Below are 24,616 nucleotides of genomic sequence, written 5' to 3'. Positions count from 1 at the left end.
GTTCACGGTTTTATTACCATTTTTAGTTTAAGCTTTTTCTTTATAACACACAATATCATAAATGCATCACAGATGACATTGGGAATCTTACAATGGCTCTTGAACCAATTATTCTTATTCCTGCCCGTATGGGCTCAACCCGTCTTCCTCAAAAAGCTCTCGCTGAAATTGGCGGAAAACCGATGATTGTTCATGTCGTAGAACAAGCCAAAAAAGCTGGAATAGGACGTACAATCGTTGCAACAGATCATAATGATATCGCTAAAGCTGTTGCAGATTATGGGCATGAATATATCATAACACGAGGTGATCATAAGTCTGGATCTGATCGTATTTATGAAGCTTTAGTGCGCATTGATCCTGAACAACGCTACAACGCCATTTTAAATATACAAGGTGACTTACCAACAATCATGCCTCGTGAAATCATTCGTGCGCTACGCCCTTTAGAAAATAGCTTTACTGATATTGCAACCTTGGGTGCCAAAATCATTGAAGAAAATGAAACAAGAGATCCCAATGTTGTCAAAATCATTGGTACACCGCTTTCTCAAAATCGCCTTCGTGCTCTTTATTTTACGCGCGCCAAAGCACCTTATGGAGAGGGTCCTCTTTATCACCATATTGGAATATACGCCTATAGGCGCGAAGCACTTGAGAAATTTGTATCATTCAAACCCTCACCACTTGAGAAACGTGAAAAACTTGAACAATTACGTGCATTAGAAAACAATATGCGTATCGATGTGGAAATAGTCGATACAATTCCCTTAGGTGTAGACACACAACATGATCTCGATAGAGTTTGTGAGATTTTAGCATGAAAATACTTAAAAAAACCAATAAAATTTCTTTCCAAGGAGAATACGGCGCTAATTCCCATATTGCTTGCTCCAATATGTTCCCCAATATGGATGCTGTTCCCTCTGCTACTTTCGAAGACGCCCTTAATTTAGTGGAAAGCGGGAAAGCTGATCTTGCTATGATCCCTATTGAAAATACCCTTGCGGGACGCGTTGCAGACATTCATCATCTTTTACCACAGTCATCTCTTTATATTATTGATGAATATTTTTTACCTATCCATTTTCAACTCATGGTTTTGCCCGGCGTTACACATGACGAAATTAAAACCGTCCACAGCCATACGCATGCCCTTGCACAATGCCGAAAAATCATACGAAACAACGGTTGGAAACCTGTTGTTTCTGCTGACACCGCTGGAGCTGCAAAATTTATTAAAAAAAATGCTAAACGTTCACAGGCTGCCTTAGCACCTTTAATCGCAGCAGAACTCTATGGACTTGATATTCTTGAAAGAGATGTTGAAGATAACCCTCATAATATTACCCGTTTTGTCATCCTTTCACGCTCCAAACGACATGTCCCCAAACCTCAAAATGGCGAAAAAATCATCACCAGTCTTCTTTTTCGAGTGCGCAATGTCCCCGCTGCTCTCTATAAAGCTATGGGAGGATTTGCAACGAATGGTATCAATATGACAAAATTAGAAAGCTATCAAATTGGTGGAAATTTCAATGCAACACAGTTCTTTGTTGATATTGAAGGACATCCTGAAGACCCGATGATGAAACTTGCCTTAGAAGAATTATCTTTCTTTTCTGCAGAACTGCGTATTATCGGTACTTATCCAGCACAAAACGATCGAACATCGTATATATAAAAGCAATTAAGCTGCTATCATTTTTTGTTGATATCAAAAAGCATCGTAAAAATTTCATAATGCAACGTATCTTGAAAGAGCTCGTTTTTTTCTACTCAACACCCTTCATAAAAACTGAAGAAGAAAAAACAGCTCGTAACAGAATATATAAATTATTTGCATAATATTTTCTCACAAATTATATCATGATAAAAAGCACTTCAACTTGTATAAAAACCAGTGTAAAAAAACACAGTAACCAAAAATAAAAACGCTTGTACCATCTATTTCCTTTTATATATTCAAAGAGAGCTTCTTGAGAAAAGTCATTTCCTCTGACAATATTCCAATAAAGATAACGAACTTCTAAATTAGCTCTCAAAACAATTCAAATTATTATACATAATAGAGCATTCAAATCTCTTAGATTAATGTCATTCTAAACATGGTTTAAAACTAGAAAATGCAACTTAGCCCTGATTTTAGCGTTAAGTTTGAGCTTTTATCTTTATAAAAATTGATTTATGATTCACCTCACTTTAGAAAAAGGAGAGGATAATGAAAAAAATCTTCATGCAAGGATTATTAGCCACAAATATTCTCGCCTACTCTAGTGGTGCGTTTGCTGGCTTTGGTGAGAGAAAATGGAATTTTGGGCTGGATGAAAGTGTTGTGATCATCCCATCCGATACAATCCATCAAGGAGCTGAATACTCTTGTAGTATCTTTGAACCGAAGAAAGTATCCTTTACTTTATCATACTCTACCCCTTCTGATTTAAACAAATTGAGAATTGCTGTTGATGATGAAAAGAAAATAACCCATGATAAAGAAAAGAAGATCTTTATCCTAAAAAATATAAAATCTCTTCATATAAGTTTTCCTTCGTCAGGACATTATATTTTTAAAAATATTACGAAGAAAAAAGTTGTTGGAACAAATTGTGACACAGGAGATTATGATTAACAATATTTCTATAACATCTAAATTTGAGTAGAGTTATTCTTTTTTTAGGTATTTTTTTCAAAATAGGGCATAATGAGCCATTAAAACTAATCGCTGAAAAGCTTATTTTTATCCTAATATGGCAAACCTTAAGCTGCTTATAAGGTTAGATATTAAAGAACTTTTGCGAAAACTAAATGACTAAAATTAAATTGTTCTGTATTTTCTACTATCAGAGCTATTTTTTTAATAAGAATATAACTTCTATCTTCGCAACTGCTTTATTTTAAGTACTATAAAGCACATCGTACCCAAATCACTTAGATAAACAGAAAAGTAAAATTTGCTCTACAGATGCATTCCTCGCTGCATTTTAAATCATACTCATTCAGCTTTTGTAAAAATTCATCTCGCTTTTCCCTCCTTATTAAAGGATATAATTATTTGAAACTATAAAATGTCGCTTATATCGAATAAGAACCATTTTTATGCTTATAAAATCAGTACCCCCTTATTTCTATAGCGTTTAATGTTGCATCTTCTCTTGCATGAGTACAGTCCCTTAAAAATATATGAAACCTTTTCTCAAATAATGAAAATTCATATATTGATCCATCTTGTGATAAACATCAATGTTTTTTAATTAAAAGAACAAGCACGCAAAAAAAGAGCGATAACATCTACTCAGTATTTATATACGTTAAAAGAAAAAATATTACATATTTGATATTCTCATTCACTATAGAAATGAGGTGGTTCTCTTATAAGATATTTAATATATTGACTTATCATTATAAGACTTTGATTTTCTTACACTGAATTACAACCACAAATAAAGTAAGATCCTCCCATCTTAAATCTCATATTGAATCCATTAAAATCGTTTCCTTGAAAGTTACAAATGAGAGTGGTGTGTGAGTAAAAACGATTAAAAAAGGAATAAAAATGCTTCTTATAAAGCCTTTCAAGTGCAAGGGATCGCAACATTGGGAGTTGTTAAGTAGTATGAGGGCTAAAATTTATACTTTTATTAAGCATAAAAAGGATAGTGCACAATGGACTTATATCTCAAGGAGAGTATGTATACTATTTACGAGTAGAGTTTGAAATATAGTTAAGAGTATTGAGCAATCGCTCTTTAAAAAGCCTGTGAATGTACAACATTAAATGTATTCTGTTTGGGATTTTTTGTATAGAGGAGCAACACCATTAAAGCAATATTTTATAATTATTTAAATAGCACTCTTCCCCCTAACTTTCAAATGTTAGCCAATTACATGATCTATCTGCTTTATTTGCTTCTTTGACTGTTGTAAATTTTTGATGATTCAATTTCGTAGTTTTAGAACAGATGTATCTATCCTAAAACTCTTACATGTTTCAGCGAATGAGAATAATTATACATTCAGACTATCTTAAGCGAAAAAATATTTTCATACCAAATAAATATGAAGAGCTACGGCTATAAAAACTGGTAAATCCACAATCTCTTTGTTGTTTATATGTCAATAAATTAAACGCAAAGGAAAATTCTTCGTCGTTCTTAGGATATTTTTCGTTTCTGATCTTGATTTTTCATTCCAAATCGACAATATGAGCTTGGGAGGTTGGTGGTGGACGGACTACTCGCCAACTGGGTCAGGTCTGGAAAGAAGCAGCCCCAACGAGTTCTGGTACGGGTCATCGTTCCAACCTCCTATTTTGCTGAAGAAATTATTTTTTATGCTGTCTTTTAGCGAGGTATTTTTAATCTTCAGAGCAGCATTTGTATGCAGCAAATAAAGGGGTTTTGTTATTTTTAAACAAATTGTCCCATAAATAATTTGATTAAGAAAAAATCCTTTTATATGAGACTACAGTATTGATCTATGCTTTTGTATTATCAAAATGTACGCATAAAGAACTTCGAAGTTGGAAATACTCATGGAAAATTTACCGGTAGAAACAGCCTATCGTGTTCTTGCTCGTAAATATCGACCCCAAAACTTCTCTGACCTCATTGGTCAGGAAGCTATGGTGCGTACTCTCACCAACGCCTTTGAAAAAGGTCGTATTGCACAAGCGTGGATGTTAACAGGGATTCGTGGCGTAGGTAAAACCACAACAGCACGTATTTTGGCACGTGCGCTTAATTATAAAACAAAAGATATTGATCAACCAACAACTGTATTGGACTCTCTTGGTGAACATTGCACACAAATTATCGAAGGACGCCATATTGATGTTATAGAAATGGATGCCGCTTCTCATACGGGCATTGATGATATTCGTGAAATTATTGAACAAATACGCTATCGTCCTGTTTCTGCACGCTATAAGGTTTATATTATCGATGAAGTACATATGCTCTCAACACAAGCCTTTAATGGTTTATTGAAAACTCTTGAAGAACCACCTTCCCATGTGAAATTTATTTTTGCCACAACAGAAATTCGCAAAGTTCCTATTACAATTCTTTCGCGTTGCCAACGTTTTGATTTACGACGTATTGACTCAAAAGCTTTGAGTGCACATTTGCGTCAAATTGCGAAATATGAAAAGGTAGAAGTAGAAGATCAAGCACTCTCTATGATTGCCCGTGCTGCAGAAGGATCTGCACGTGATGCATTATCCATTTTTGATCAAGCAATCGCCCATAGCAATGGCAATGTTAATGCTATTGCGGTGCGTACAATGTTAGGATTAGCGGATCAAGCACGTATTATTGATCTTTTTGAATTTATCATGAAGGGCGATGTTGTCAATGCGTTACATGAATTACGCAGTCAATATGAAGCAGGTGCTGATCCTCTTACTATATTGACAGAACTAGCCGATTTTAATCATCTGGTCACACGTTTACGTTTTACACCAGAAATAGTGGAAGATTTCTCTCTGACTGAAGAACAACGTTTAAGAAGTTTAGACTTTTCAAAAAAACTTTCCGTTCCTATTTTATCCCGAAACTGGCAAATGTTACTCAAAGGTTTACAGGAAGTTAATCAAACTGCACGTCCTCTTCAAGCCGCTGAAATGCTTTTAATTCGTCTTGCTCACACGGCTGACTTACCAACTCTTGATGAGGCTTTAAAAAAGCTTACGCAAGAAAAAACGCCTCTCACACTGGTTAAAAACTCTTCTCATCAAGAATCTACAAATGCAAATAATATAACAAAAGAAACAATGGTCGGAGCCCATGCTTCCTCGAGCATTTCAAATACATTAGCCGATCAATCAGATTTAAAAACATCTTTGAAAAACCAATTAGATCATTCCTTACAACCAGAAAATTTAGTTAAAAATCAAAACCATGACAAAATCAGCGCCCAAGAAGTAACAGAAATTCTAGAAACTTCTCAATCTACTGATCTTTCTGAAAAGATTGCAAATTTATCGCATTCTGTCACGCAAACAACAGAAAAGATTACTGAACCTAAAACTCTCGTGATTAATTCTTTGCACGATATTGTTCAATTAGCCGAACAGCATAATGACGTTCCTTTCAAACTCCTTGTTAAAGAATTTGTTCATCCTGTTTCTTTTGAAGCTGGGCATATTACCTTGAGACTTTCTGAAAATACCCCACAATTTCTTGCTCATGATATAGAAAAAAAGATATCTCAATGGACTGAAAAACGCTGGACAATAACTTTTGTTAATGAAGGAGGTGGCCCAACCTTACAGGAGGAAAGTATAGCGATTCAAAAGACTCTTTTTTCCAATGCAGAAACAGATCCTGATATTGCGAAAATCCTCAATCATTTCCCAGAAGCAAAAATTGTCGATATTCGACTCAATAAAGAAGAAAATGATCTTGATTTACTCTCCAATACCTTTAAAAATGCTGATATTTTTAAAAATAAAAATGATATCAATGATGAATAAGGATACCTATTCCTATGCGTGAAATGATGAGCATGATGAAAAAAGCCAAAGAAATGCAAGAAAAAATGCAGAAGATTCAGGAGGAAATAGCTAATCTGCAAGCTGTGGGCACTGCAGGGGGTGGTCTCGTCAATATCACTTTAAATGGCAAAAATATTATAACAGCAATTCAAATTGATCCTTCATTACTCAAACCTGAGGAAGGTGAAATTCTTGAAGATCTCATTATGGCAGCTTATAATGAAGCAAGAACAAAAATCGAAGTTGCAATAGAAGAAAAAACCAAAAGTATGACCGCAGGGCTACCACTCCCATCAGGTTTCAAACTTCCATTTTAATGAAACGGTTTTTTCCCGTGAGACAAAAATATGTCTAAATACATTGCAGGACCTGAGATTGAACGTCTCATTCAGATTTTATCACGGTTACCAGGTCTTGGTCCACGTTCAGCACGTCGTGCTGCGCTTCATCTTATCAAAAAAAAAGAGACATTGCTGGAGCCTTTGGGAGCGGCTATACAAGCAGCTATAGAAAAAGTTGGCATTTGTTCTGTTTGTGGAAATGTCGATACCATTGATCCTTGTTCAATTTGTACAGATTTGCGCCGCGATGATACAACAATCATCGTTGTTGAGGATATTGCTGATCTGTGGGCTCTTGAACGCGCAAAAACTTTAGCCGCACGTTACCATGTGTTGGGTGGACGACTCTCCCCCTTAGATGGAATAGGTCCTGACGAACTCAACATTGCCACCTTAATACAGCGTGTTGTACAAAACCCTATTACGGAAATTATTCTTGCTGTCAATGCGACTGTCGAAGGTCAAACAACTGCTCACTATATCACCGATCAGCTTTCTAATTTTCCAGTTAAAATTACGCGACTTGCTCATGGTGTTCCTGTAGGAGGCGAGCTTGATTATCTTGATGATGGAACTTTAGCAGCAGCTGTACAAGCAAGAACAAATCTTTAAAAATTTCTTTCTCTTACCTGTTATCTCGCTTTATTTACTATCATTTCTTTTTATGGGGAAATATTAAAATGATCAAAAAACATCTCTCACTTTTAAACGACTTTGGTCCTGGTATTCTAACATGTTTACTCATATCAGCCTTAGCTTATGGCTTAGAAGTTGTAGAAAAACAGCTTTTTGGACAAGCATGGCTTGAAAGCCTTGTTTTGGCAATTCTTTTAGGATCGATTATCCGTAGTTGTTTTCCTTTGCCAACATATTTTCAAAAAGGTATCACCTTTTGTGCAAAAACACTTCTCGAAATTGCTATCGTTCTTCTAGGAGCAAGCATTAGCATTAACGCAGTCCTTTCAGCTGGTTGGAATTTGCTTGCTAGTATCATATTCGTGATATTCGTAACGATTATTCTGAGCTTTGCCATCGGCCGACTTTTCGGGCTTTCTACACATTTAGCAATGCTGGTCGCTTGTGGGAATGCTATTTGTGGCAATTCAGCTATTGTTGCCGTTGCACCTGTCATAAAAGCAAAACATGACGATGTAGCCGCGTCAATTGCCTTCACTGCTCTTTTAGGAATTCTTATTATTTTATTTTTACCCTTTTTACATCCATCTCTGAATTTGTCATTTAGCCAATATGGTGTGCTTGCTGGCATGGTTGTGTATGCTGTACCACAGGTTTTAGCAGCAACAGCACCTATCTCTTTTCTGAGTGTTCAAATTGCAACAATTGTCAAATTAGTACGGGTTCTCATGTTAGGCCCTGTTATTTTTACTCTATCAATCATTTATCGCCGATCAGCACAAACACGCTTGCGTTTACATACCCTCGTCCCATGGTTTATCATTGGCTTTATTATCATGATGCTTGTTCGCTCAAGTGGTCTTATCCCTGAAAAGGCTATCAATCCCATCAAATTTATTGCCCAGTTGTTTACTGTTATCTCAATGGCTGCACTAGGATTAGGTGTTGATATCCGATCACTAAAAAAAGCAGGATGGCGCGTCATTTTGGCTTCAACCTGCTCCATAATTATTCTCGGTATTTGTAGCCTTATCATGATACAATTGAATGATTTAAATCATATAACATTTTAAATGTGCATTGATTATTATTTTTTCAACGTAGTATACAATCAACCCAAAGTCCTCATTATTATTAAAATCAGTTCTTTCATAAACTAGAAAAAGTTCTAAAATACTGCTCATTATTCTATACAAAAAATTGAAAGAGCTGATATTTAAGTGAAAACTGTCAAATGTGCTTTTCAGTCCATAATGATTTGCAACAGGGTAGTATCAAAATACGTAACTCATGCAAAACAATGCCATTTCTTTCATCTGCTCTCATTATGCTGAGTTTTTTATATAAAGACGGATAGAATATGTTCTTATTTGGAAAAAATGTGGGGTCATAACTTTTCCTCTTTTAAATTACTTTTACTTACTATGTAATACAAGTGGCATCAAAGTACTATTTGATAGCTTACAAGTTGTGACAACCCTTCCATTTAAACGATTCGTGAAGGAGTTTTTATTCTTTTCTTCAACAGTTTTGATTCATACGCTAACTCCGCTTGTAATATACAAGCTAATAACTTTAATTGTTTCACCATAAGTAGACTTAAAATAAGAGAATCTTACAATACTCAAGGTACTCATTCAAAAAGTGATAAAAATAAGGATTAAATCAACATCTCGTTCTATCCCATAAAAAGATATTGTTGCTTATTGTCACTAGTAACTTTCTTACAAATGAAATATACGATAATGAAAAGATTAAAAATACAGCAGGACTTTTATTTATCGTTTTATTCAACTAAAATATTTTTATGCTTATCCTTGCTATAGATACCGCTTCAATTTATTGTGCTGTTGCGCTTATTCGTCATAAATCTGTTATTGCGCGTATCAATGAGCGCATGAACAAAGGACATGCTGAAAAACTTATTGAGCAGATTACACAAATAATGAAACAAGCCAATATGACGCTTGATCAAGTTGAGCGTATTGCTGTCAATATTGGACCTGGATCATTTACTGGTGTGCGTGTCGGTGTTGCAACAGCGCGCGCTTTGGCATTAGCACTTGAAATACCAGCTGTTGGAGTGAGTGCTCTTGAAGCGTTAGCAGCACAAGTTATAAACAGTAAAAGTACAGCATCGGCAATTACTGTTGTCATTGAAGCAGGGAGAGGGATGTTCTACCATCAAAATTTTCATAATGATCTCACACCTTTGGGAGAGCCGGGATTAAAAACAATTGAAAATATCCTCGAAGATTTGCCAAAAAAAACCCGACTGACTGGCCCAGCTGCTGATGTCGTTGTGGAGCATATTAAAAACCATAAAATACACGAAAAAATTGTCCTAGAAAAAATCCCCTGCGAAGCGGCCGATATTGTAAACTATGCTTATCTTGCTGCAAACAAACAATCAAAAAATTCACCTCGCCCACTCTATCTACGCAGCGCTGATGCAAAACAACAAACCAATTTTGCTTTACCACAAAAAAAATAATGACCAAATTTTCATTGACAAAAAAGAATTTTGGAATTGCTCCGCTACAAGTTAATGATAGTGCTTCTCTTCATCAAATTCATCAGCATTGTTTTACCCCTTCTTGGGAAAAACAAGCTTTTGATAATTTCTTAACAGATCACTCTATCTTCGGATACAAAGCTTTTCTCATTGATCACTCTGATCAAATTTTAGGCTTTTGCCTATGCCGTCTCATCCTTGATGAAGCAGAAATCATCACAATTGCTGTTCACCCTCATTATCGTCAAAAAGGAATTGGTACCTTTCTTATTGAAAGCACAGTTCACTATCTTCACGACAAGGGCGCCATAAAATTATTCTTGGAAGTAGAAGCCACAAATCTTTCTGCTTTGAACCTTTATCAACGCTTTGAATTTCAAAAAATTTCTGAACGTCTTGCCTACTACGCGTCAAAAAATGGTCGTGGTGATGCAATTATCATGCAAAAAACTTTTAAGCAAATAGATTGAGATTTGTGTAAAAAACATTTACACATGCGCTATGAATAAAGTAAATCCTAAAAATACGCCTCCTGTTGCTCCTAAAAAGGTTTTTATCAAAACCTATGGATGTCAAATGAATGTTTATGATAGCCAACGGATGACTGATAGCCTCAGTTCGCAAGGCTATGTGACAACACAAATTCCCAATGATGCCGATCTTATTCTTGTTAATACCTGTCATATTCGTGAAAAAGCAGCAGAAAAACTTTATTCTGATCTTGGTCGTTTGCGCGTTATACGTCAAGAGCGCACACCTGATAAACCCCTGATGGTTGGTGTAACGGGTTGTGTTGCACAAGCTGAGGGAAGTGAAATCTTGCGCCGTGCGCCAACAGTGGATCTTGTTATTGGTCCACAAATGTATCATCGCCTGCCAGAATTGTTAGAAAAAGCCAAACAAGGAAAAAAGATTATCGAAACAGACTATGCTGTTGAAGATAAATTTGCTCATTTGCCGCCTCATAATAAACATGCAGTAAGAAAACGGGGTGTTAGCGCATTTTTAACAGTACAAGAAGGGTGCGACAAATTTTGCACTTTTTGTGTTGTTCCCTATACGCGGGGTGCTGAAATATCACGGTCCGTCGAGCAAATTACCGAGGAAGCCCGCCAGCTTATTGAAGCAGGTGTTAAAGAGATTACGCTACTTGGACAAAATGTCAATGGTTGGCATGGACAAAGTGCTGATGGCAAAACTTGGCGTCTTGGCGATCTTCTTTATCATCTTGCAAAACTCGATGGTTTAAAGCGTTTGCGTTACACAACCAGCCACCCACGTGATATGGATGATAGCCTTATTGCCGCGCATCGAGATCTTGATATGTTAATGCCTTACCTCCATCTTCCTGTTCAATCAGGTTCAGATCGCATCTTAAAAGCCATGAACCGACAACACAAAAGCTCTCATTATCTTCATCTTATCGAAAAAATTCGAACCGTACGGCCAGATATTGCCTTTTCAGGCGATTTTATTGTAGGGTTTCCAGGAGAAACAGATGAAGACTTTGAAGAAACCATTAAACTTATTCAACAAGTACAGTACAGTTCAGCTTATTCTTTTAAATATTCCCCCCGTCCTGGAACAGTGGGAGCCACAATGAAAAATCATGTTGATGAATCTGTAAAAGATGCCCGACTTCAACATTTACAAGCCCTTCTCCTTGAGCAACAAAATGCGTTTTTGCGTTCTAAAATTGATCAAAAAACGAACGTTCTCATCGAAAAACCTGGACGTCACTCAGGGCAAATGGTAGGGCGTTCCCCTTGGCTTTTACCTGTTGTTGTCGATACAGAAGCCTCTACAGGTAGCGTGATAGAAATTCATATTAAAAATGCAAGCTCAAACAGTTTTGTTGGTGAAGTGACAAATAGATAAACATGCCTCTAATACCTTGTTCAAAAATAAATATTTTGGAAAACTCTTTTATTTTAAAAGCAAATGATTACATCTAAAGCGTGCACTTTTTGTAAAAATTGTCTTTTATAAAGTTTACTTAACAAAATGTGCAATATTTATGTAAATATGGAGAATAGGCTGAAAGCTTCAACCGAAAAAATAAAGCGTATTAAAGAAAAAGTAAATATGTCCCTTGAAAAGGCTGATACCTTGAAACAAACAAGCGCTTCAGATGTGAGCCAAGTTGTTTTGATTTTCGAAAATAATAAATATGCAAAAGCAGTTTTTGGTAAATTTGACGAAAATCTCGCTTATATCGAAAAAAAACTCGAACTTAGTATTCATCCGCGTGGTAATGAAGTCTTAATCCGTGGAAATATTTCTGTTATAAAACGTGCGCAATATGCATTGCAGCAGCTTTATGAACGTGCCAAAACACATCAAGAGCTCACTTTATCAGATATAAAAGGAGCGATTGCTATGGCAAATATACCAAAGAAGCAGAAAGAAGACACAATAACACACAAATCTGCAACGAAACGTATAGCAGCTCGGTTGAGTACCCATAAAAAAATAATTCATGCAAGAACTCCAACACAAGACGCTTACATAAGTGCTATGGAGCATACTGAACTTGTGTTTGGTGTAGGACCAGCAGGAACAGGAAAAACGTATCTTGCTGTTGCTCATGCTGCAATGCTTCTAGAACGTGGTATCATTGAGCGAATTATTCTCTCACGTCCGGCTGTTGAAGCTGGAGAACATCTTGGTTTTCTTCCCGGTGATCTCAAAGAAAAAGTCGACCCATATTTACGACCACTTTATGATGCTCTTTATGATATGATGCCCGCTGAAAAAATAGAACGCATTTTAGCCTCTGGTGTCATAGAAATTGCTCCTCTCGCCTTTATGCGCGGACGAACACTTGCCCATGCTGCTGTTATTCTTGATGAGGCACAAAATACTACGCCCATGCAAATGAAAATGTTCCTCACACGTCTTGGAGAAGGAACACGTATGATTGTTACCGGTGACGTAAGCCAAATTGATTTGCCTACAGGGCAAAAATCAGGTCTCATTGAAGCAATTCGCATTCTTTCAAATGTAGAAAATATTGCAATTGTGCATTTTGATGAAAAAGATGTTGTACGCCACCCACTTGTTGCTGCTATCGTTCGTGCTTATGATCGTGATTCCGAAATACAAAATAAAAAAAAATCATTCGCATGCGATGCATTAAAAAATGAATTTGATTCATCATGATTATTATTGATATAATGATTAAAAGCGCAGGGTGGAATGATGAGAAAATGCTTTATAATATCACTGAAAAAGCATTAATGGCAACTATGCATCATGTTTCATTGGCAAATGTTGTAAGCGAGATTAGCCTGCTTTTTACGGATGATGAACATATGGCACAAATCAATGCACAATGGCGCAACAAAAACAAATCTACTAATGTATTATCCTTTCCTGCTTTTCCACTTAAAGCTGGAAATCGACCTGGTCCCATACTCGGTGATATTATTATTGCCCGAGAAACTGTTGTTTTCGAAGCAGAGAAAGAAGGAAAAACATTTCAAGACCATTTAACACATATGATTGTTCATGGTATCTTGCATCTGCTTGGTTATGACCATGAAACTGATGATGAAGCATATAAAATGGAAAAGCTCGAAAGAGAAATTCTTCAAAAGCTTTCCATAAAAGATCCTTACGCATAATTGTCTATCAATGATAAAATTTAACTTTTAAAATCAATATTACCAGCATACCATTTAAAGCCTCTTATTTATCTATTATAAAAAAGAAAGTCTAGAAGATTTCAAAACCATGGCAAACAAAATAAATGCACAAAATAATAGTCAAGCATCTTCTAATAATGAAAAAGACCCCTCTCAGCAGACGAATCATACAGAGAAATATTCCCTGATGAATCATTTATTTTCATTCTTACGGGGTCGTAATTGTGCATCTACGTCACTGCGCGATGATCTTACCGTTGCACTCACGACTAACAATGAAAAAGATACCGCCCTCTTCTCACCTGAAGAACGTACTATGCTGCATAACATTTTACGCTTACGTGAAGCACGCGTGGATGATGTTATGATACCTCGTTCTGAAATCGAAGCATTAGAAATAAACACCTCTCTTGGAGAAACCCTTAAATGTTTTGCAAAAATTGGTCATTCTCGTATCCCCGTTTATGCTGAAACTTTAGATGATCCGCGCGGCATGATCCATATCCGCGATATTCTTAACTACATCACTCGCTTTATTATCAACCCAACAAAAACCGAACAAAAATCTGATTTGCTTCAATTAAACCATACAGACTTGCATACTCCAATCGGTGAATTGGATTTGATCCGAACAGTTCTCTTTGTTCCCAGTTCTATGCTTGCAAGCAAATTATTAACACGGATGCAAACTACACGAACTCAAATGGCTTTAGTTATTGATGAACATGGAGGAACAGATGGTCTCGTTTCAATGGAAGATATTGTTGAGTTAGTCGTTGGGGATATCGAAGATGAACATGATAATGTCGACAATGCTATCGTACGTGAACCAAATAATAAATGGCTCGTTGATGCAAGAACTGAACTAGAAGATGTGGAGAAAGCTCTTGGTCCTGATTTTATCGTAGGGGAATATGGTGATGAAGTTGATACTATTGGTGGTTTGATCGTCTCAATTCTTGATCGCATTCCTGCTAAAGGTGAAATTGTCGAAGCTGTACCTGGCTATAGATTTCGTATTTTAGAAGCTGATAAACGCCGGATTAAACGATTGCGCATTTTTCGCATTCCCAAAAATGAGAATCTTGAGAACAATGCCATCCCTAAAGAATAGTCCAGTATTTTTAAACAATTTCATCGTTTTTTTGTTCTCTGTTACAGGCTGGAAGCGCCAAGCATGGATATTTCTGTGTGGTGCTCTTACTTCTTTTGCACTTCCACCCTTTTATTTAACGCCTCTTTGCTTTTTAACTTTCCCTCTCTTTATTGTTTTACTTGACTCAATACGGGCCACCAAAAACAATAAAAAACATTTTTTTACTTACGCTTTAAGCTGTGGAACCTTTGGTTTTAGTTATTTTATTTGCGGCCTTTGGTGGCTATGCAATGCTTTGTTAACAGATCCAGATTCTTTTGGTTGGGCAGTCCCATTAGCCATTTTATTCCCTCCACTCTACCTTTCTCTTTATTGGTTTTTTTCTGGTTTTATTGTCGGTTTATTATGGACAAAAGGAATAGCACGCTTTTTTGTTTTAGCCTTTGCATTAGGATTATCCGAGTGGTTGCGTGCGTTTTTATTCACAGGATTTCCATGGAATTCTCTTGGCTATACAGCCATGCCAACCCCAATGTTCATGCAATCTGATGCAATCGTAGGACTTTACGGAATGAATATTCTTGCTGTCTTAGCCTACAGTTTGCCAACTGTTTTATTAACGGATGAAAAAAAGAAAGTGGCACTTTCTCTTTGCTTATCACTTATATTCATTCACTGTGGTTTTGGGTTTTATCGTCTTCATACTATAGAAAACACAACTGAAGATCAAAAAAGTGCTTATTGGGTGCGCATTGTTCAACCGTCCATCCAACAAAATATAAAATTGCGTGATAATACACGAGAATCTATGTTGGAAGCACATATGAAGCTAAGTGCAACGCCAACAACCGATCAAAATTCAGAACCCGATTTTATCGTATGGCCTGAAGCTTCCGTTCCTTACCTTCTCTATGATAATTCATCTATCACAATGCGCATTGCCTCTCTTTTAAAACCTAAACAATGGGCTATTGTTGGAGCAATACGCGCCAGCAATGATCTACCTCATTCCCAAACACAATATTTTAATACAATTGCAGTCATTAATGCTCAAGGTAATATTTTAAATACTTCCGATAAACTTCATTTGGTTCCTTTTGGTGAGTATCTTCCTTATCAGAATTTATTGAAAAAAATTGGATTGCGTACCCTTGCTGATAATATTGGTGGATATAGTGCTGCAAGTGTGCGCAAAATTGTTACAATGCCAAACGGATTTTCTTATCTACCCTTAATTTGTTATGAAGCAATATTTCCCCATGAAATGACTTTTAAAGGCTCCCCACCTCAAGCAATTATTAATATTACAAATGATGCATGGTTTGGTGTAACACCTGGACCCTATCAACATCTTCAACAAGCACAGCTTCGTGCCGTTGAACTGGGAATCCCCCTCATACGGGCCGCCAATAATGGCATATCAGCTGTTATTGATTCTTATGGACGAATCGTTGTAGCTCTTCGACAAAATGCTGTGGGCATTATTGATTCACAAGTTCCATCATCCATTACCCCTATAGGAAGCAATGAATACAGAACTTTCTCTACTTTTATCTTATTCATCCTTATGCTATTGTGTCGTATTGGTTTTGGTTTTACAAAACAGCTTAAATGATTCAAGTGCCCTTTGTACGGTATTGTGTTGTGTGTACCAGTGATATTGGGAAAAAATATTACATATTGTTTTAATTATATGATAAATCAACTGCGCATAAATATGATGTTGGTTTAGAAGAAAAATGCTGGAAATAAAGAGTTGCATTATGACCGAAACTAGAAAAAAACCTGACCCTATAGATATCTATGTTGGAACTCGTATCCGTTTACGTCGTAATATTTTAGGACTCACTCAAGAGAAACTAGGTGAAAAATTAGGAATTACTTTTCAGCAAATCCAAAAATATGAAAAAGGAACAAACCGTATTGGTGCCAGCCGTCTTCAAGCGATAGCGGAAATTATGGATGTTCCTGTTTCTTACTTTTTTGATAAAGGTATTACCTCCCAACAAGTAGAGGGTTTTGCTGAAAGTGAACACAATTTTATAGACTTTTGTTCTAGCAGCGAAGGGATTCAGCTCATGCGCGCTTTTACAAATATATCTGATGCTAAAGTGCGTCGAAAAATTATTGACTTGGCAAAAGCACTTTCTGAGGAAGATTTGACAAATAAGTTATAAATTAAAATTATATCTTTTCTCTTTTATTCATATACATTTGCATTGACTATTTGCTGTAGAATTAGCAAATGGTGACGACTTTAGTAAGCAATTGATTAAATCGTTGGTTTTCTTTTTTGAAGGAGTTCCTATGCCGCATCAAGATTATCTTTTTACGAGCGAATCGGTATCGGAAGGACATCCTGATAAAATTTGTGATCGTATTTCCGATGAAATCGTTGATATGATCTATAAAGAAGCTGAAAAGACTGGTACTGATCCATGGTTAGTACGCGTTGCCTGTGAAACTCTCGTCAGTGTCAACCGTGTTGTTATCGCTGGTGAAGTACGTGTTCCCGATACGCTATTAAAAAAAGATAAAAATAAAGAATTCATCTATGATGAAACTAGCTTTCCACTCATTAATCCTACACGTTTTCGTACAGCAGCGCGCCGTGCTATTCGTACCATTGGCTATGAACAAGCAGGCTTCCATTGGAAAACTGTTAAAATTGATGTTCTTTTGCGCCCACAATCAGCTGATATAGCAAGAGGGGTTGATAATGCTACGGATCGGCATGGTGAAGAAGGAGCGGGTGATCAAGGTATCATGTTTGGATATGCTTGCCGTGAAACACCTGATCTCATGCCTGCGCCAATTTATTATGCGCATAAAATTCTCAAACTTCTTGCCGCAGCTCGTCATAAAGGAGAGGGAGAAACTGGAAAATTAGGACCAGATGCTAAAAGCCAAATAACCATACGTTATAAAAATGGAAAACCGATAGAGGTCACATCCATTGTTCTTTCAACGCAGCACCTTGATGAAAGCTGGGATTCCAATAAAGTACGTACAGTGGTTGAACCTTACATTCGCCAAGCTTTACATGACATTCCCATTGCAGCTCAATGTAGTTGGTATATTAACCCAACAGGAAAATTTGTCATTGGAGGCCCTCAAAGCGATGCCGGATTAACGGGACGCAAAATTATTGTGGATACTTACGGAGGTGCAGCACCCCATGGAGGCGGTGCTTTTTCAGGAAAAGATACAACAAAAGTTGATCGTTCTGCTGCCTATGCGGCACGCTATCTGGCTAAGAATATTGTTGCTGCTCATTTAGCAGAGAGATGCACCATTCAACTCTCCTATGCAATTGGTATTGCACAACCTTTATCTATTTATCTTAATCTTCATGGAACAGGAAAAGTCGATGAAAAGGTTATTGAAGAAGCCATCCGCAAAATAATGGACCTTTCACCTACCGGCATTCGAAAACATCTTGACCTCAATAAACCTATTTATGCGAAAACAGCTGCCTATGGTCACTTTGGTCGTAAACCAAAACACGATGGTTCGTTTTCATGGGAAAAAACTGATCTCGTGAAAACGCTTCAAACAATGATCCAAATCCCATGATTAAACATAATATACGTAAGAGTGAAGCATTTTTTGGACGCCGACAAGGAAAACAACTTCGAGACAGTCAGCTTACACGTATACAAATGCTTCTCCCCAGTTTGAATATTGATTTAAATGTCCCTCCTCCCTTAAACCTTACATCCTTATTTTCAAGCAAAGTAAGAGAAATTCGACTTGAAATCGGTTTTGGTGGAGGTGAACATTTACTTCATGAAATGGCATATTTTCCAAAAACCGGTTTTATCGGCGTCGAGCCCTTTATCAATGGCATGGCAAAAATATTATCGTCTCTTGAACAGCATCAAAACCATCAAAATCGTCTTCGCCTCTATAATGATGATGCTACACGCCTTCTTGATTGGCTCCCTGATAACTCGCTTGATGGAATAGACCTCTTCTATCCTGATCCTTGGCCGAAAAAGAAACACTGGAAACGACGCTTCATCAATATAAAAAATCTTAACCGTTTTGCTCGTGTTCTTAAAATAGGAAAATTTTTTCGCTTTGCTAGCGATATAGACAGTTATGTAAACTGGACTTTGTACCATTGTGCACAACATGATCACTTTGAATGGAAAGCAGAAAGCCCTCAAGACTGGAAACTCCCTTATCCACTATGGAGTGGAACCCGCTATGAAGCAAAAGCTTTACGCGAAGGACGAACGCCTGCCTATCTTACCTTTATCAAGAAATAAATGATCAAGCGCTTTTCTCATAAACAACTTGAAAAATTTTGAATTTAAGAGTATCAATAGTTAAATTCTTGGTCTTATGATGAAGAGTGGGCCGTTGGACCCGCTCTTTTTTAATATCATAAAACTGATGAAACCAACTTGGATAAAATGTATGAACGAAGCTGAAAAAATAAGCAATCTTGACGAACCGCGCCTGTTTGAAGAAGATGGTATCGAAGCACAGGTTGCTGCTCTTGTCATACCACTACTTAAACCTTTAGGTTTTCGTTTGGTTCGTGTGAAACTTCTTGGTCAAAATGGTTTAACACTTCAAATTATGGTTGAACGTGCCGATGGTTCTATGACCATAGAAGATTGTGAAACTGTTAGTCGAACAGTTTCTCCCCTCCTTGATGTACAAAATGTTATTGAACGCAAATATCATTTAGAAATCTCATCACCTGGAATTGATCGTCCATTGGTAAGAAAATCTGATTTTTTTCATTGGCAAGGGCATCTTGCAAAAATTGAAACCAAAATAACAATTGATGGGCGCCGAAAATTTCGTGGGACACTTACAAATATCACGCAAGATGGATTTATTTTAAACACTGATAAAGCTGCTTATGGAGAAGCCATGTATACCCCTATTTCCTTTTGTGATATCATAAATGCGCATTTAGTGCTTACCGATGAGCTTATTCGCGATGCATTGAAACAAAATAAAGATTTAAGTCAACAATTCATTGCCGAAGAGAACGCTAACGACTCTATACAGACGCTCAATTTCAAAAAATAATATCACTGGGAAATACCCATCGTGTGGCACAAAGAAGGAGAAAATTGATGGCTACAAGCGCTAACAGGCTTGAGATTCTGCAAATTGCAGATGCTGTTGCACGTGAAAAGTCAATCGACCGTGAAATTGTCATTTCTGCGATGGCTGATGCTATTCAAAAAGCAGCACGTTCTCGTTATGGTCAAGAAACCAATATTCGTGCTGAAATCAATTCTAAAACAGGTGAAATTAAATTACAGCGCCTGCTTAAAATCGTTGATGTCGTTGAAGACTATACAACGGAAATTACTTTGTCTGATGCTCTCAAACGTCAAGCAGAAGCAAAAATTGGTGATTTTTTTGCTGATCTTTTACCTCCTATGGATTTTGGACGTATCGCAGCACAATCTGCTAAACAGGTTATTGTACAAAAAGTACGCGATGCAGAGCGCGATCAGCAATATGAAGAATTCAAAAATAAAGTTGGTGAAATTATTTCTGGTACAGTTAAGCGTGTGGAATATGGTAACGTCATCGTTGATCTAGGGCGCGGTGAAGCTATTGTTCGCCGTGATGAATTAATTCCTCGTGAATCATTCCGCTATGGAGATCGCATTCGTGCTTTTGTCAATGATGTACACCGTGAAACGCGTGGTCCGCAAATTTTCCTTTCACGCACACATCCCCAATTTATGGTAAAACTTTTCACTATGGAAGTACCAGAAATTTATGATGGTATTATAGAAATCAAATCTGTTGCTCGTGATCCAGGTTCACGGGCTAAAATCGCCGTTGTTTCACGTGATGGTTCCATTGATCCTGTTGGAGCATGCGTTGGAATGCGAGGAAGTCGTGTACAAGCTGTTGTTGCTGAATTACAAGGCGAAAAAATTGATATTATTCCTTGGTCGCCTGATGCGGCAACATTTGTCGTTAATGCACTGCAACCTGCTGAAGTTTCTAAAATCATCCTTGATGAAGATGCTGAACGGATTGAAGTTATTGTGCCAGATGATCAACTTAGCCTTGCTATTGGACGACGTGGGCAAAATGTTCGCTTGGCTTCGCAACTAACAGGATGGAACATTGATATTTTAACGGAAAAGGAAGAATCTGAAAATCGTCAAAAAGAATTTACTGAACGGAGTAAATTGTTTATGGAAGCCTTAGAGGTTGACGAAATGATCGGACAGGTTATGGCATCAGAGGGTTTTTCTTCTATTGAAGAAATCGCCTATATTGATCTTGAAGAAATCGCTTCTATTGATGGTTTTGACCATGATACCGCCGCTGAAATCCAAAGTCGTGCCCGCGAATATCTTGATCATCAAGAAAAAGAACTTGATGAAAAACGCAAAAAGCTTGGAGTTTCTGACGAATTGCGAACACTTCCTGGAATGACAAGTGCTATGTTGGTTGCTATAGGTGAAGATGGTGTAAAAACAATAGAAGACTTTGCTGGCTATGCCGTTGATGATTTAGCTGGTTGGAGAGAACGTAAAGAAGGTCAAACACAGAATTTTTCTGGTATTTTAACCCCTTTTGACATTACACGCGCAGATGCAGAAGCTATGGTTTTAGCCGCACGTGTACAAGCAGGCTGGATAGACCAAGCTGATCTTGTTACAGAAAGTCCTGTAGAAGATGAAAATTCTGCAGAAAATGAAAAAACAGATGATTTGGATGTGGATACACTTTAAATGAACGAACGGACTTGCATTGTGACCCGAAAAAATGCTTCAGCACAAACGCTGATCCGTTTTGTTATTGGTCCCAATAACCAAATTGTTCCTGATCTTAAAGCGAATTTACCAGGGCGTGGCGTTTGGATTTCTGCCCATCACGCTGTTATTGAGAAAGCAATCAAACAGAAAGCTTTTCATAGAAATTTTAAAACAGATGTTGAGGTTGCACCAAATCTTGTGCATATTGTTGATACGCTTTTACTAAAAGCCGCTCTTTCAAGCCTTTCCATGGCACGAAAAGCGGGAGCAATTGTTATGGGAGCAACAAAGGTTGACGCTGCTATCCGCTCTGGTAAAGTTATTCTTGTACTTCATGCTAAAGAAGCAACAGAAGATGGGAAACGAAAAATTGCACAGGCCATCCATTCAATACAACAACAAACAAATCGGACTATAAAAACCATATCTTTATTTACAAGTGATGAAATGCGAGTGGCTTTTGGCTCTAATCCTGTAATGCACGCGGCCTTACTGGACACAAAAGCTGCTGAAGGATTTCTCAAAACAACATGTAAATTGATCAGCTATCGTGACGACAAGCATAGTAAGTCTAGTGAGATGACGGCACAAGCCGTGAAGGAAGTACAATGAGTGAAAATAACAACGACAAAACAACCGTCAAGAAGACACTAACTCTCAAGAGGTCTGTCTTGGAAACGAGCACGGTTAAACAAAATTTTAGTCATGGCCGTACGAAGGCTGTCGTTGTCGAAACCAAACGGCGTAAAATTACGCGACCTGATGAAAAAGCTGAAACCCTACAGCCCATTACAAAGCCGCATGTGGCCCCCCAGCGTTCTAAACCGCGTTTTGAGGGGAAAAAGCCTCAAGAATCTGTGACCAAAAGCAATCTTTCATCAACTGAAATGGAAGCGAGACTTCGCGCGTTAGAAGAAGCACATATCCAAGAAAAAATAACGCGAGAACAAGCCGAAGAAGAAGCAAGACGCGCTAAAGAGCGTGAAGAAATTTTACAGCAAGAAATTAAAGAAAAAGAAATACATCTCCAACAAGAAGAAGAAATATTGCCAGTACAGACTCCACCTGTTCCCCCTCTCATTGAACAGACAGATATTCCTATTGCGCCTAAACACACAACCGTGGTTGAAAAACGCAAAATAGATGACAATAAAGAGGAAGAACGGCATAGTCGACGTGCTAATCCTGCTAAGTCAGAAATACGTGTACCCAAAGTTGTCAAAGGAGCTGATGAGCGGAGACGCGGAAAGCTAACTCTGAATAGTGCACTGGATGAAGAAGGAAGCGCACGTGGGCGCTCAATGGCTGCAATGCGGCGTAGACAGGAAAAGTTTAAGCGTGCACAAAATCAAGAACCAAGAGAAAAAATTTCTCGCGAAGTTGTTCTTCCTGAAACGATTACCATTCAAGAGCTCGCACAACGTATGACTGAGCGTTCTGTTGATGTGATTAAATTCTTGATGAAACAAGGACAAATGATGAAACCTGGCGATGTTATTGATGCAGATGTTGCCGAACTCATCGCTGTTGAATTTGGCCATACTGTTAAACGTGTTTTAGAATCTGACGTAGAAGAAGGTATCTTTAATATAACAGATAATCCTCAAAACATGCAGCAGCGCGCCCCTGTTGTAACCATTATGGGCCATGTTGACCACGGAAAAACTTCGCTTTTGGATGCTATTCGTAAAGCAAATGTTGTTTCTGGCGAAGCAGGAGGTATTACGCAGCATATTGGTGCCTATCAAGTAGAACAAAATGGTCAAAAAATTACCTTTATTGATACACCAGGTCATGCTGCATTTACCGCTATGCGTGCACGCGGAGCTCGTGTTACTGATATTGCTGTTCTCGTTGTAGCCGCTGATGATAGTGTTATGCCTCAAACGATTGAATCAATCAATCATGCGAAAGCTGCTGGTGTACCTATCATTGTTGCTATCAACAAAATTGATAAACCAGCTGCGAATGCACAAAAAGTGCGTACAGAACTTCTACAACATGAAGTGTTTGTTGAAACTATGGGTGGAGAAACTTTGGACGTTGAAGTTTCTGCTAAAACTGGTCAAAATCTTGATAAACTTCTCGAAGCTATCCTTCTTCAAGCTGAAATGCTTGATCTGAAAGCAGATCCTCAACGAACTGCAGAGGGCGTTATCATTGAAGCCAAATTGGATCGCGGACGTGGGTCTGTTGCAACAGTTCTTGTTCAAAAAGGTACATTACACCCTTCTGATATTATCGTTGCTGGAAATGAATGGGGTCGTGTACGTGCTTTGATTGACGACCATGGCCGCCATGTCAAAGAGGCCGTTCCCTCTACACCAATTGAAATTTTAGGCATGCAAGGAACACCACAAGCCGGAGACCGTTTTGCTGTTGTCACACATGAAGCAAAAGCACGTGAAATTTCTGAATATCGGCAACGATTAGCACGTGATAAAGCTGTTGCGCGGCAAACTGGTTCGCGTGGTTCTCTTGAACAGATGATGACAAAATTGCAAACGACTGGTGTTAAGGAATTTTCTCTTATTATAAAAGGAGATGTGCAAGGATCAATTGAAGCAATCGCTTCAGCATTGGAAAAACTCGGAAATGACGAGGTTCGTGCGCGTATTGTACATTCTGGTGCTGGAGGAATTACCGAAAGTGATATTTCTCTTGCAGAAGCTTCTAACTCTGCTGTAATTGGCTTTAATGTTCGAGCCAATAAGCAGGCACGTGATTTTGCTAAAACACAAGGAATTGAAATTCGTTATTACAACATCATTTATGATCTTGTTGACGATATCAAGGCTGCTATGTCTGGATTACTCTCACCAGAACAGCGTGAAACTTTCCTTGGTAATGCTGAAATTCTAGAAGTCTTTAACATTACAAAAATTGGAAAAGTTGCAGGATGTCGTGTTACAGAAGGTAAAATAGAACGAGGAGCCGGTGTTCGCCTTATCCGCGATAATATCGTTATTCACGAAGGAAAGCTGAAAACACTCAAACGCTTTAAGGATGAAGTCAATGAAGTGCAAAGTGGTCAAGAATGTGGAATAGCCTTTGAAAATTATGAAGACATGCGCGCAGGAGACATCATTGAGACCTTCCGTATCGAACATATTAACCGCACATTATAAAATAA

21 protein-coding genes and 1 other RNA gene are annotated in these 24,616 nt (G+C 37.7%); all 22 read left to right on the top strand.

Translation table 11 applies throughout. The annotated features are described in order from the left end of the window. Positions 1-92: 92 nt before the first annotated feature. The 22 genes from ACFIMS_RS07095 to infB all read left to right on the top strand — a co-directional run bounded on the left by ACFIMS_RS07095 (position 93) and on the right by infB (position 24,611). A complete protein-coding gene (locus tag ACFIMS_RS07095) occupies positions 93-824 on the top strand; it encodes a 3-deoxy-manno-octulosonate cytidylyltransferase (RefSeq protein ID WP_375632301.1) in 732 nt (243 codons plus the stop codon). After that, entirely contained in the window at positions 821-1,684 is an 864-nt protein-coding gene (locus tag ACFIMS_RS07090) for a prephenate dehydratase (RefSeq protein ID WP_273790573.1), read from the top strand. The genes ACFIMS_RS07095 and ACFIMS_RS07090 overlap by 4 nt, the downstream gene beginning before the upstream one ends. Before the next feature lie 537 nt (positions 1,685-2,221). After that, positions 2,222-2,629 carry a hypothetical protein gene (locus ACFIMS_RS07085; protein WP_375668310.1) on the top strand — a complete coding sequence of 136 codons (408 nt, stop codon included), beginning with the start codon at positions 2,222-2,224 and terminating at the stop codon, positions 2,627-2,629. A 1,581-nt stretch (positions 2,630-4,210) separates the two neighbouring features. After that, positions 4,211-4,308: signal recognition particle sRNA small type (ffs, locus tag ACFIMS_RS07080), an RNA gene on the top strand. A 223-nt stretch (positions 4,309-4,531) separates the two neighbouring features. Further along, positions 4,532-6,472, top strand: a complete 1,941-nt coding sequence (locus ACFIMS_RS07075) for a DNA polymerase III subunit gamma/tau (protein ID WP_375692280.1) — start codon at positions 4,532-4,534, stop codon at positions 6,470-6,472. A gap of 14 nt (positions 6,473-6,486) precedes the next feature. Then, a complete protein-coding gene (locus tag ACFIMS_RS07070; RefSeq protein WP_375611802.1) occupies positions 6,487-6,810 on the top strand; it encodes a YbaB/EbfC family nucleoid-associated protein in 324 nt (107 codons plus the stop codon). 30 nt (positions 6,811-6,840) lie between these two features. Then, a complete protein-coding gene (recR, locus tag ACFIMS_RS07065; protein ID WP_273790577.1) occupies positions 6,841-7,446 on the top strand; it encodes a recombination mediator RecR in 606 nt (201 codons plus the stop codon). Positions 7,447-7,514: 68 nt separating this feature from the next. After that, the gene (locus tag ACFIMS_RS07060) at positions 7,515-8,543 is read left to right on the top strand and encodes a YeiH family protein (protein WP_375696528.1); all 1,029 of its coding nucleotides are present in this window, start codon (positions 7,515-7,517) and stop codon (positions 8,541-8,543) included. Between the two features lie 734 nt (positions 8,544-9,277). Next, a complete protein-coding gene (tsaB, locus tag ACFIMS_RS07055; RefSeq protein WP_375696527.1) occupies positions 9,278-9,964 on the top strand; it encodes a tRNA (adenosine(37)-N6)-threonylcarbamoyltransferase complex dimerization subunit type 1 TsaB in 687 nt (228 codons plus the stop codon). Beyond that, a complete protein-coding gene (gene rimI / locus ACFIMS_RS07050; protein ID WP_375696526.1) occupies positions 9,964-10,455 on the top strand; it encodes a ribosomal protein S18-alanine N-acetyltransferase in 492 nt (163 codons plus the stop codon). Before tsaB ends, rimI begins: the two co-directional genes overlap by 1 nt. A gap of 31 nt (positions 10,456-10,486) precedes the next feature. Then, positions 10,487-11,863 (top strand): tRNA (N6-isopentenyl adenosine(37)-C2)-methylthiotransferase MiaB, encoded by a 1,377-nt coding sequence (gene miaB, locus ACFIMS_RS07045; RefSeq protein ID WP_375696525.1) that lies wholly within the window; start codon positions 10,487-10,489, stop codon positions 11,861-11,863. A 159-nt stretch (positions 11,864-12,022) separates the two neighbouring features. Then, positions 12,023-13,147: a PhoH family protein gene (locus tag ACFIMS_RS07040; RefSeq protein WP_375613339.1), complete on the top strand. Its 1,125-nt coding sequence runs from the start codon at positions 12,023-12,025 to the stop codon at positions 13,145-13,147. Continuing rightward, positions 13,144-13,611, top strand: a complete 468-nt coding sequence (gene ybeY, locus ACFIMS_RS07035; RefSeq protein WP_375611807.1) for an rRNA maturation RNase YbeY — start codon at positions 13,144-13,146, stop codon at positions 13,609-13,611. Before ACFIMS_RS07040 ends, ybeY begins: the two co-directional genes overlap by 4 nt. 109 nt (positions 13,612-13,720) lie before the next feature. Continuing rightward, the gene (locus tag ACFIMS_RS07030; protein ID WP_375613314.1) at positions 13,721-14,746 is read left to right on the top strand and encodes a hemolysin family protein; all 1,026 of its coding nucleotides are present in this window, start codon (positions 13,721-13,723) and stop codon (positions 14,744-14,746) included. Beyond that, entirely contained in the window at positions 14,709-16,343 is a 1,635-nt protein-coding gene (lnt, locus tag ACFIMS_RS07025; RefSeq protein WP_375613313.1) for an apolipoprotein N-acyltransferase, read from the top strand. Before ACFIMS_RS07030 ends, lnt begins: the two co-directional genes overlap by 38 nt. A 148-nt stretch (positions 16,344-16,491) precedes the next feature. Further along, positions 16,492-16,905 carry a helix-turn-helix domain-containing protein gene (locus ACFIMS_RS07020; RefSeq protein ID WP_375611810.1) on the top strand — a complete coding sequence of 138 codons (414 nt, stop codon included), beginning with the start codon at positions 16,492-16,494 and terminating at the stop codon, positions 16,903-16,905. 130 nt (positions 16,906-17,035) lie between these two features. Continuing rightward, on the top strand, positions 17,036-18,304 hold the full coding sequence (gene metK / locus ACFIMS_RS07015; RefSeq protein ID WP_375613312.1) for a methionine adenosyltransferase: 1,269 nt from the start codon (positions 17,036-17,038) through the stop codon (positions 18,302-18,304). Then, positions 18,301-19,002 carry a tRNA (guanine(46)-N(7))-methyltransferase TrmB gene (locus tag ACFIMS_RS07010; protein WP_375613311.1) on the top strand — a complete coding sequence of 234 codons (702 nt, stop codon included), beginning with the start codon at positions 18,301-18,303 and terminating at the stop codon, positions 19,000-19,002. The genes metK and ACFIMS_RS07010 overlap by 4 nt, the downstream gene beginning before the upstream one ends. A 127-nt stretch (positions 19,003-19,129) precedes the next feature. Then, positions 19,130-19,780: a ribosome maturation factor RimP gene (rimP, locus tag ACFIMS_RS07005; RefSeq protein ID WP_375611870.1), complete on the top strand. Its 651-nt coding sequence runs from the start codon at positions 19,130-19,132 to the stop codon at positions 19,778-19,780. Positions 19,781-19,827: 47 nt separating this feature from the next. Next, the gene (nusA, locus tag ACFIMS_RS07000; RefSeq protein WP_375696524.1) at positions 19,828-21,459 is read left to right on the top strand and encodes a transcription termination factor NusA; all 1,632 of its coding nucleotides are present in this window, start codon (positions 19,828-19,830) and stop codon (positions 21,457-21,459) included. Next, on the top strand, positions 21,460-22,095 hold the full coding sequence (locus tag ACFIMS_RS06995) for an RNA-binding protein (RefSeq protein ID WP_375630008.1): 636 nt from the start codon (positions 21,460-21,462) through the stop codon (positions 22,093-22,095). Continuing rightward, a complete protein-coding gene (gene infB, locus ACFIMS_RS06990) occupies positions 22,092-24,611 on the top strand; it encodes a translation initiation factor IF-2 (protein WP_375639486.1) in 2,520 nt (839 codons plus the stop codon). Before ACFIMS_RS06995 ends, infB begins: the two co-directional genes overlap by 4 nt. Positions 24,612-24,616: the final 5 nt, after the last annotated feature.

Origin of the sequence: Bartonella sp. AP331QHHD (assembly GCF_042195905.1) — a bacterium.
In the GTDB taxonomy this organism is placed as follows: Bacteria; Pseudomonadota; Alphaproteobacteria; order Rhizobiales; family Rhizobiaceae; genus Bartonella.
The sequence above is the reverse complement of the archived record's forward strand: the minus strand, read 5'-3'. Positions and strand labels throughout refer to the sequence as shown.

Excerpts from the sequence above, each read along its gene's own strand:
- ACFIMS_RS07060 (WP_375696528.1), top strand. The coding sequence starts at position 7,515 with ATGATCAAAAAACATCTCTCACTTTTAAACGACTTTGGTCCTGGTATT.
- ACFIMS_RS06995 (WP_375630008.1), top strand. The coding sequence starts at position 21,460 with ATGAACGAACGGACTTGCATTGTGACCCGAAAAAATGCTTCAGCACAA.
- ACFIMS_RS07075 (WP_375692280.1), top strand. The coding sequence starts at position 4,532 with ATGGAAAATTTACCGGTAGAAACAGCCTATCGTGTTCTTGCTCGTAAA.
- ACFIMS_RS07095 (WP_375632301.1), top strand. The coding sequence starts at position 93 with ATGGCTCTTGAACCAATTATTCTTATTCCTGCCCGTATGGGCTCAACC.
- infB (WP_375639486.1), top strand. The coding sequence starts at position 22,092 with ATGAGTGAAAATAACAACGACAAAACAACCGTCAAGAAGACACTAACT.
- tsaB (WP_375696527.1), top strand. The coding sequence starts at position 9,278 with ATGCTTATCCTTGCTATAGATACCGCTTCAATTTATTGTGCTGTTGCG.
- rimP (WP_375611870.1), top strand. The coding sequence starts at position 19,130 with ATGAAACCAACTTGGATAAAATGTATGAACGAAGCTGAAAAAATAAGC.
- recR (WP_273790577.1), top strand. The coding sequence starts at position 6,841 with ATGTCTAAATACATTGCAGGACCTGAGATTGAACGTCTCATTCAGATT.
- ACFIMS_RS07030 (WP_375613314.1), top strand. The coding sequence starts at position 13,721 with ATGGCAAACAAAATAAATGCACAAAATAATAGTCAAGCATCTTCTAAT.
- rimI (WP_375696526.1), top strand. The coding sequence starts at position 9,964 with ATGACCAAATTTTCATTGACAAAAAAGAATTTTGGAATTGCTCCGCTA.
- ACFIMS_RS07090 (WP_273790573.1), top strand. The coding sequence starts at position 821 with ATGAAAATACTTAAAAAAACCAATAAAATTTCTTTCCAAGGAGAATAC.
- ACFIMS_RS07070 (WP_375611802.1), top strand. The coding sequence starts at position 6,487 with ATGCGTGAAATGATGAGCATGATGAAAAAAGCCAAAGAAATGCAAGAA.
- metK (WP_375613312.1), top strand. The coding sequence starts at position 17,036 with ATGCCGCATCAAGATTATCTTTTTACGAGCGAATCGGTATCGGAAGGA.
- ybeY (WP_375611807.1), top strand. The coding sequence starts at position 13,144 with ATGATTATTATTGATATAATGATTAAAAGCGCAGGGTGGAATGATGAG.
- nusA (WP_375696524.1), top strand. The coding sequence starts at position 19,828 with ATGGCTACAAGCGCTAACAGGCTTGAGATTCTGCAAATTGCAGATGCT.
- ACFIMS_RS07085 (WP_375668310.1), top strand. The coding sequence starts at position 2,222 with ATGAAAAAAATCTTCATGCAAGGATTATTAGCCACAAATATTCTCGCC.
- miaB (WP_375696525.1), top strand. The coding sequence starts at position 10,487 with ATGAATAAAGTAAATCCTAAAAATACGCCTCCTGTTGCTCCTAAAAAG.
- ACFIMS_RS07010 (WP_375613311.1), top strand. The coding sequence starts at position 18,301 with ATGATTAAACATAATATACGTAAGAGTGAAGCATTTTTTGGACGCCGA.
- ACFIMS_RS07020 (WP_375611810.1), top strand. The coding sequence starts at position 16,492 with ATGACCGAAACTAGAAAAAAACCTGACCCTATAGATATCTATGTTGGA.
- lnt (WP_375613313.1), top strand. The coding sequence starts at position 14,709 with ATGAGAATCTTGAGAACAATGCCATCCCTAAAGAATAGTCCAGTATTT.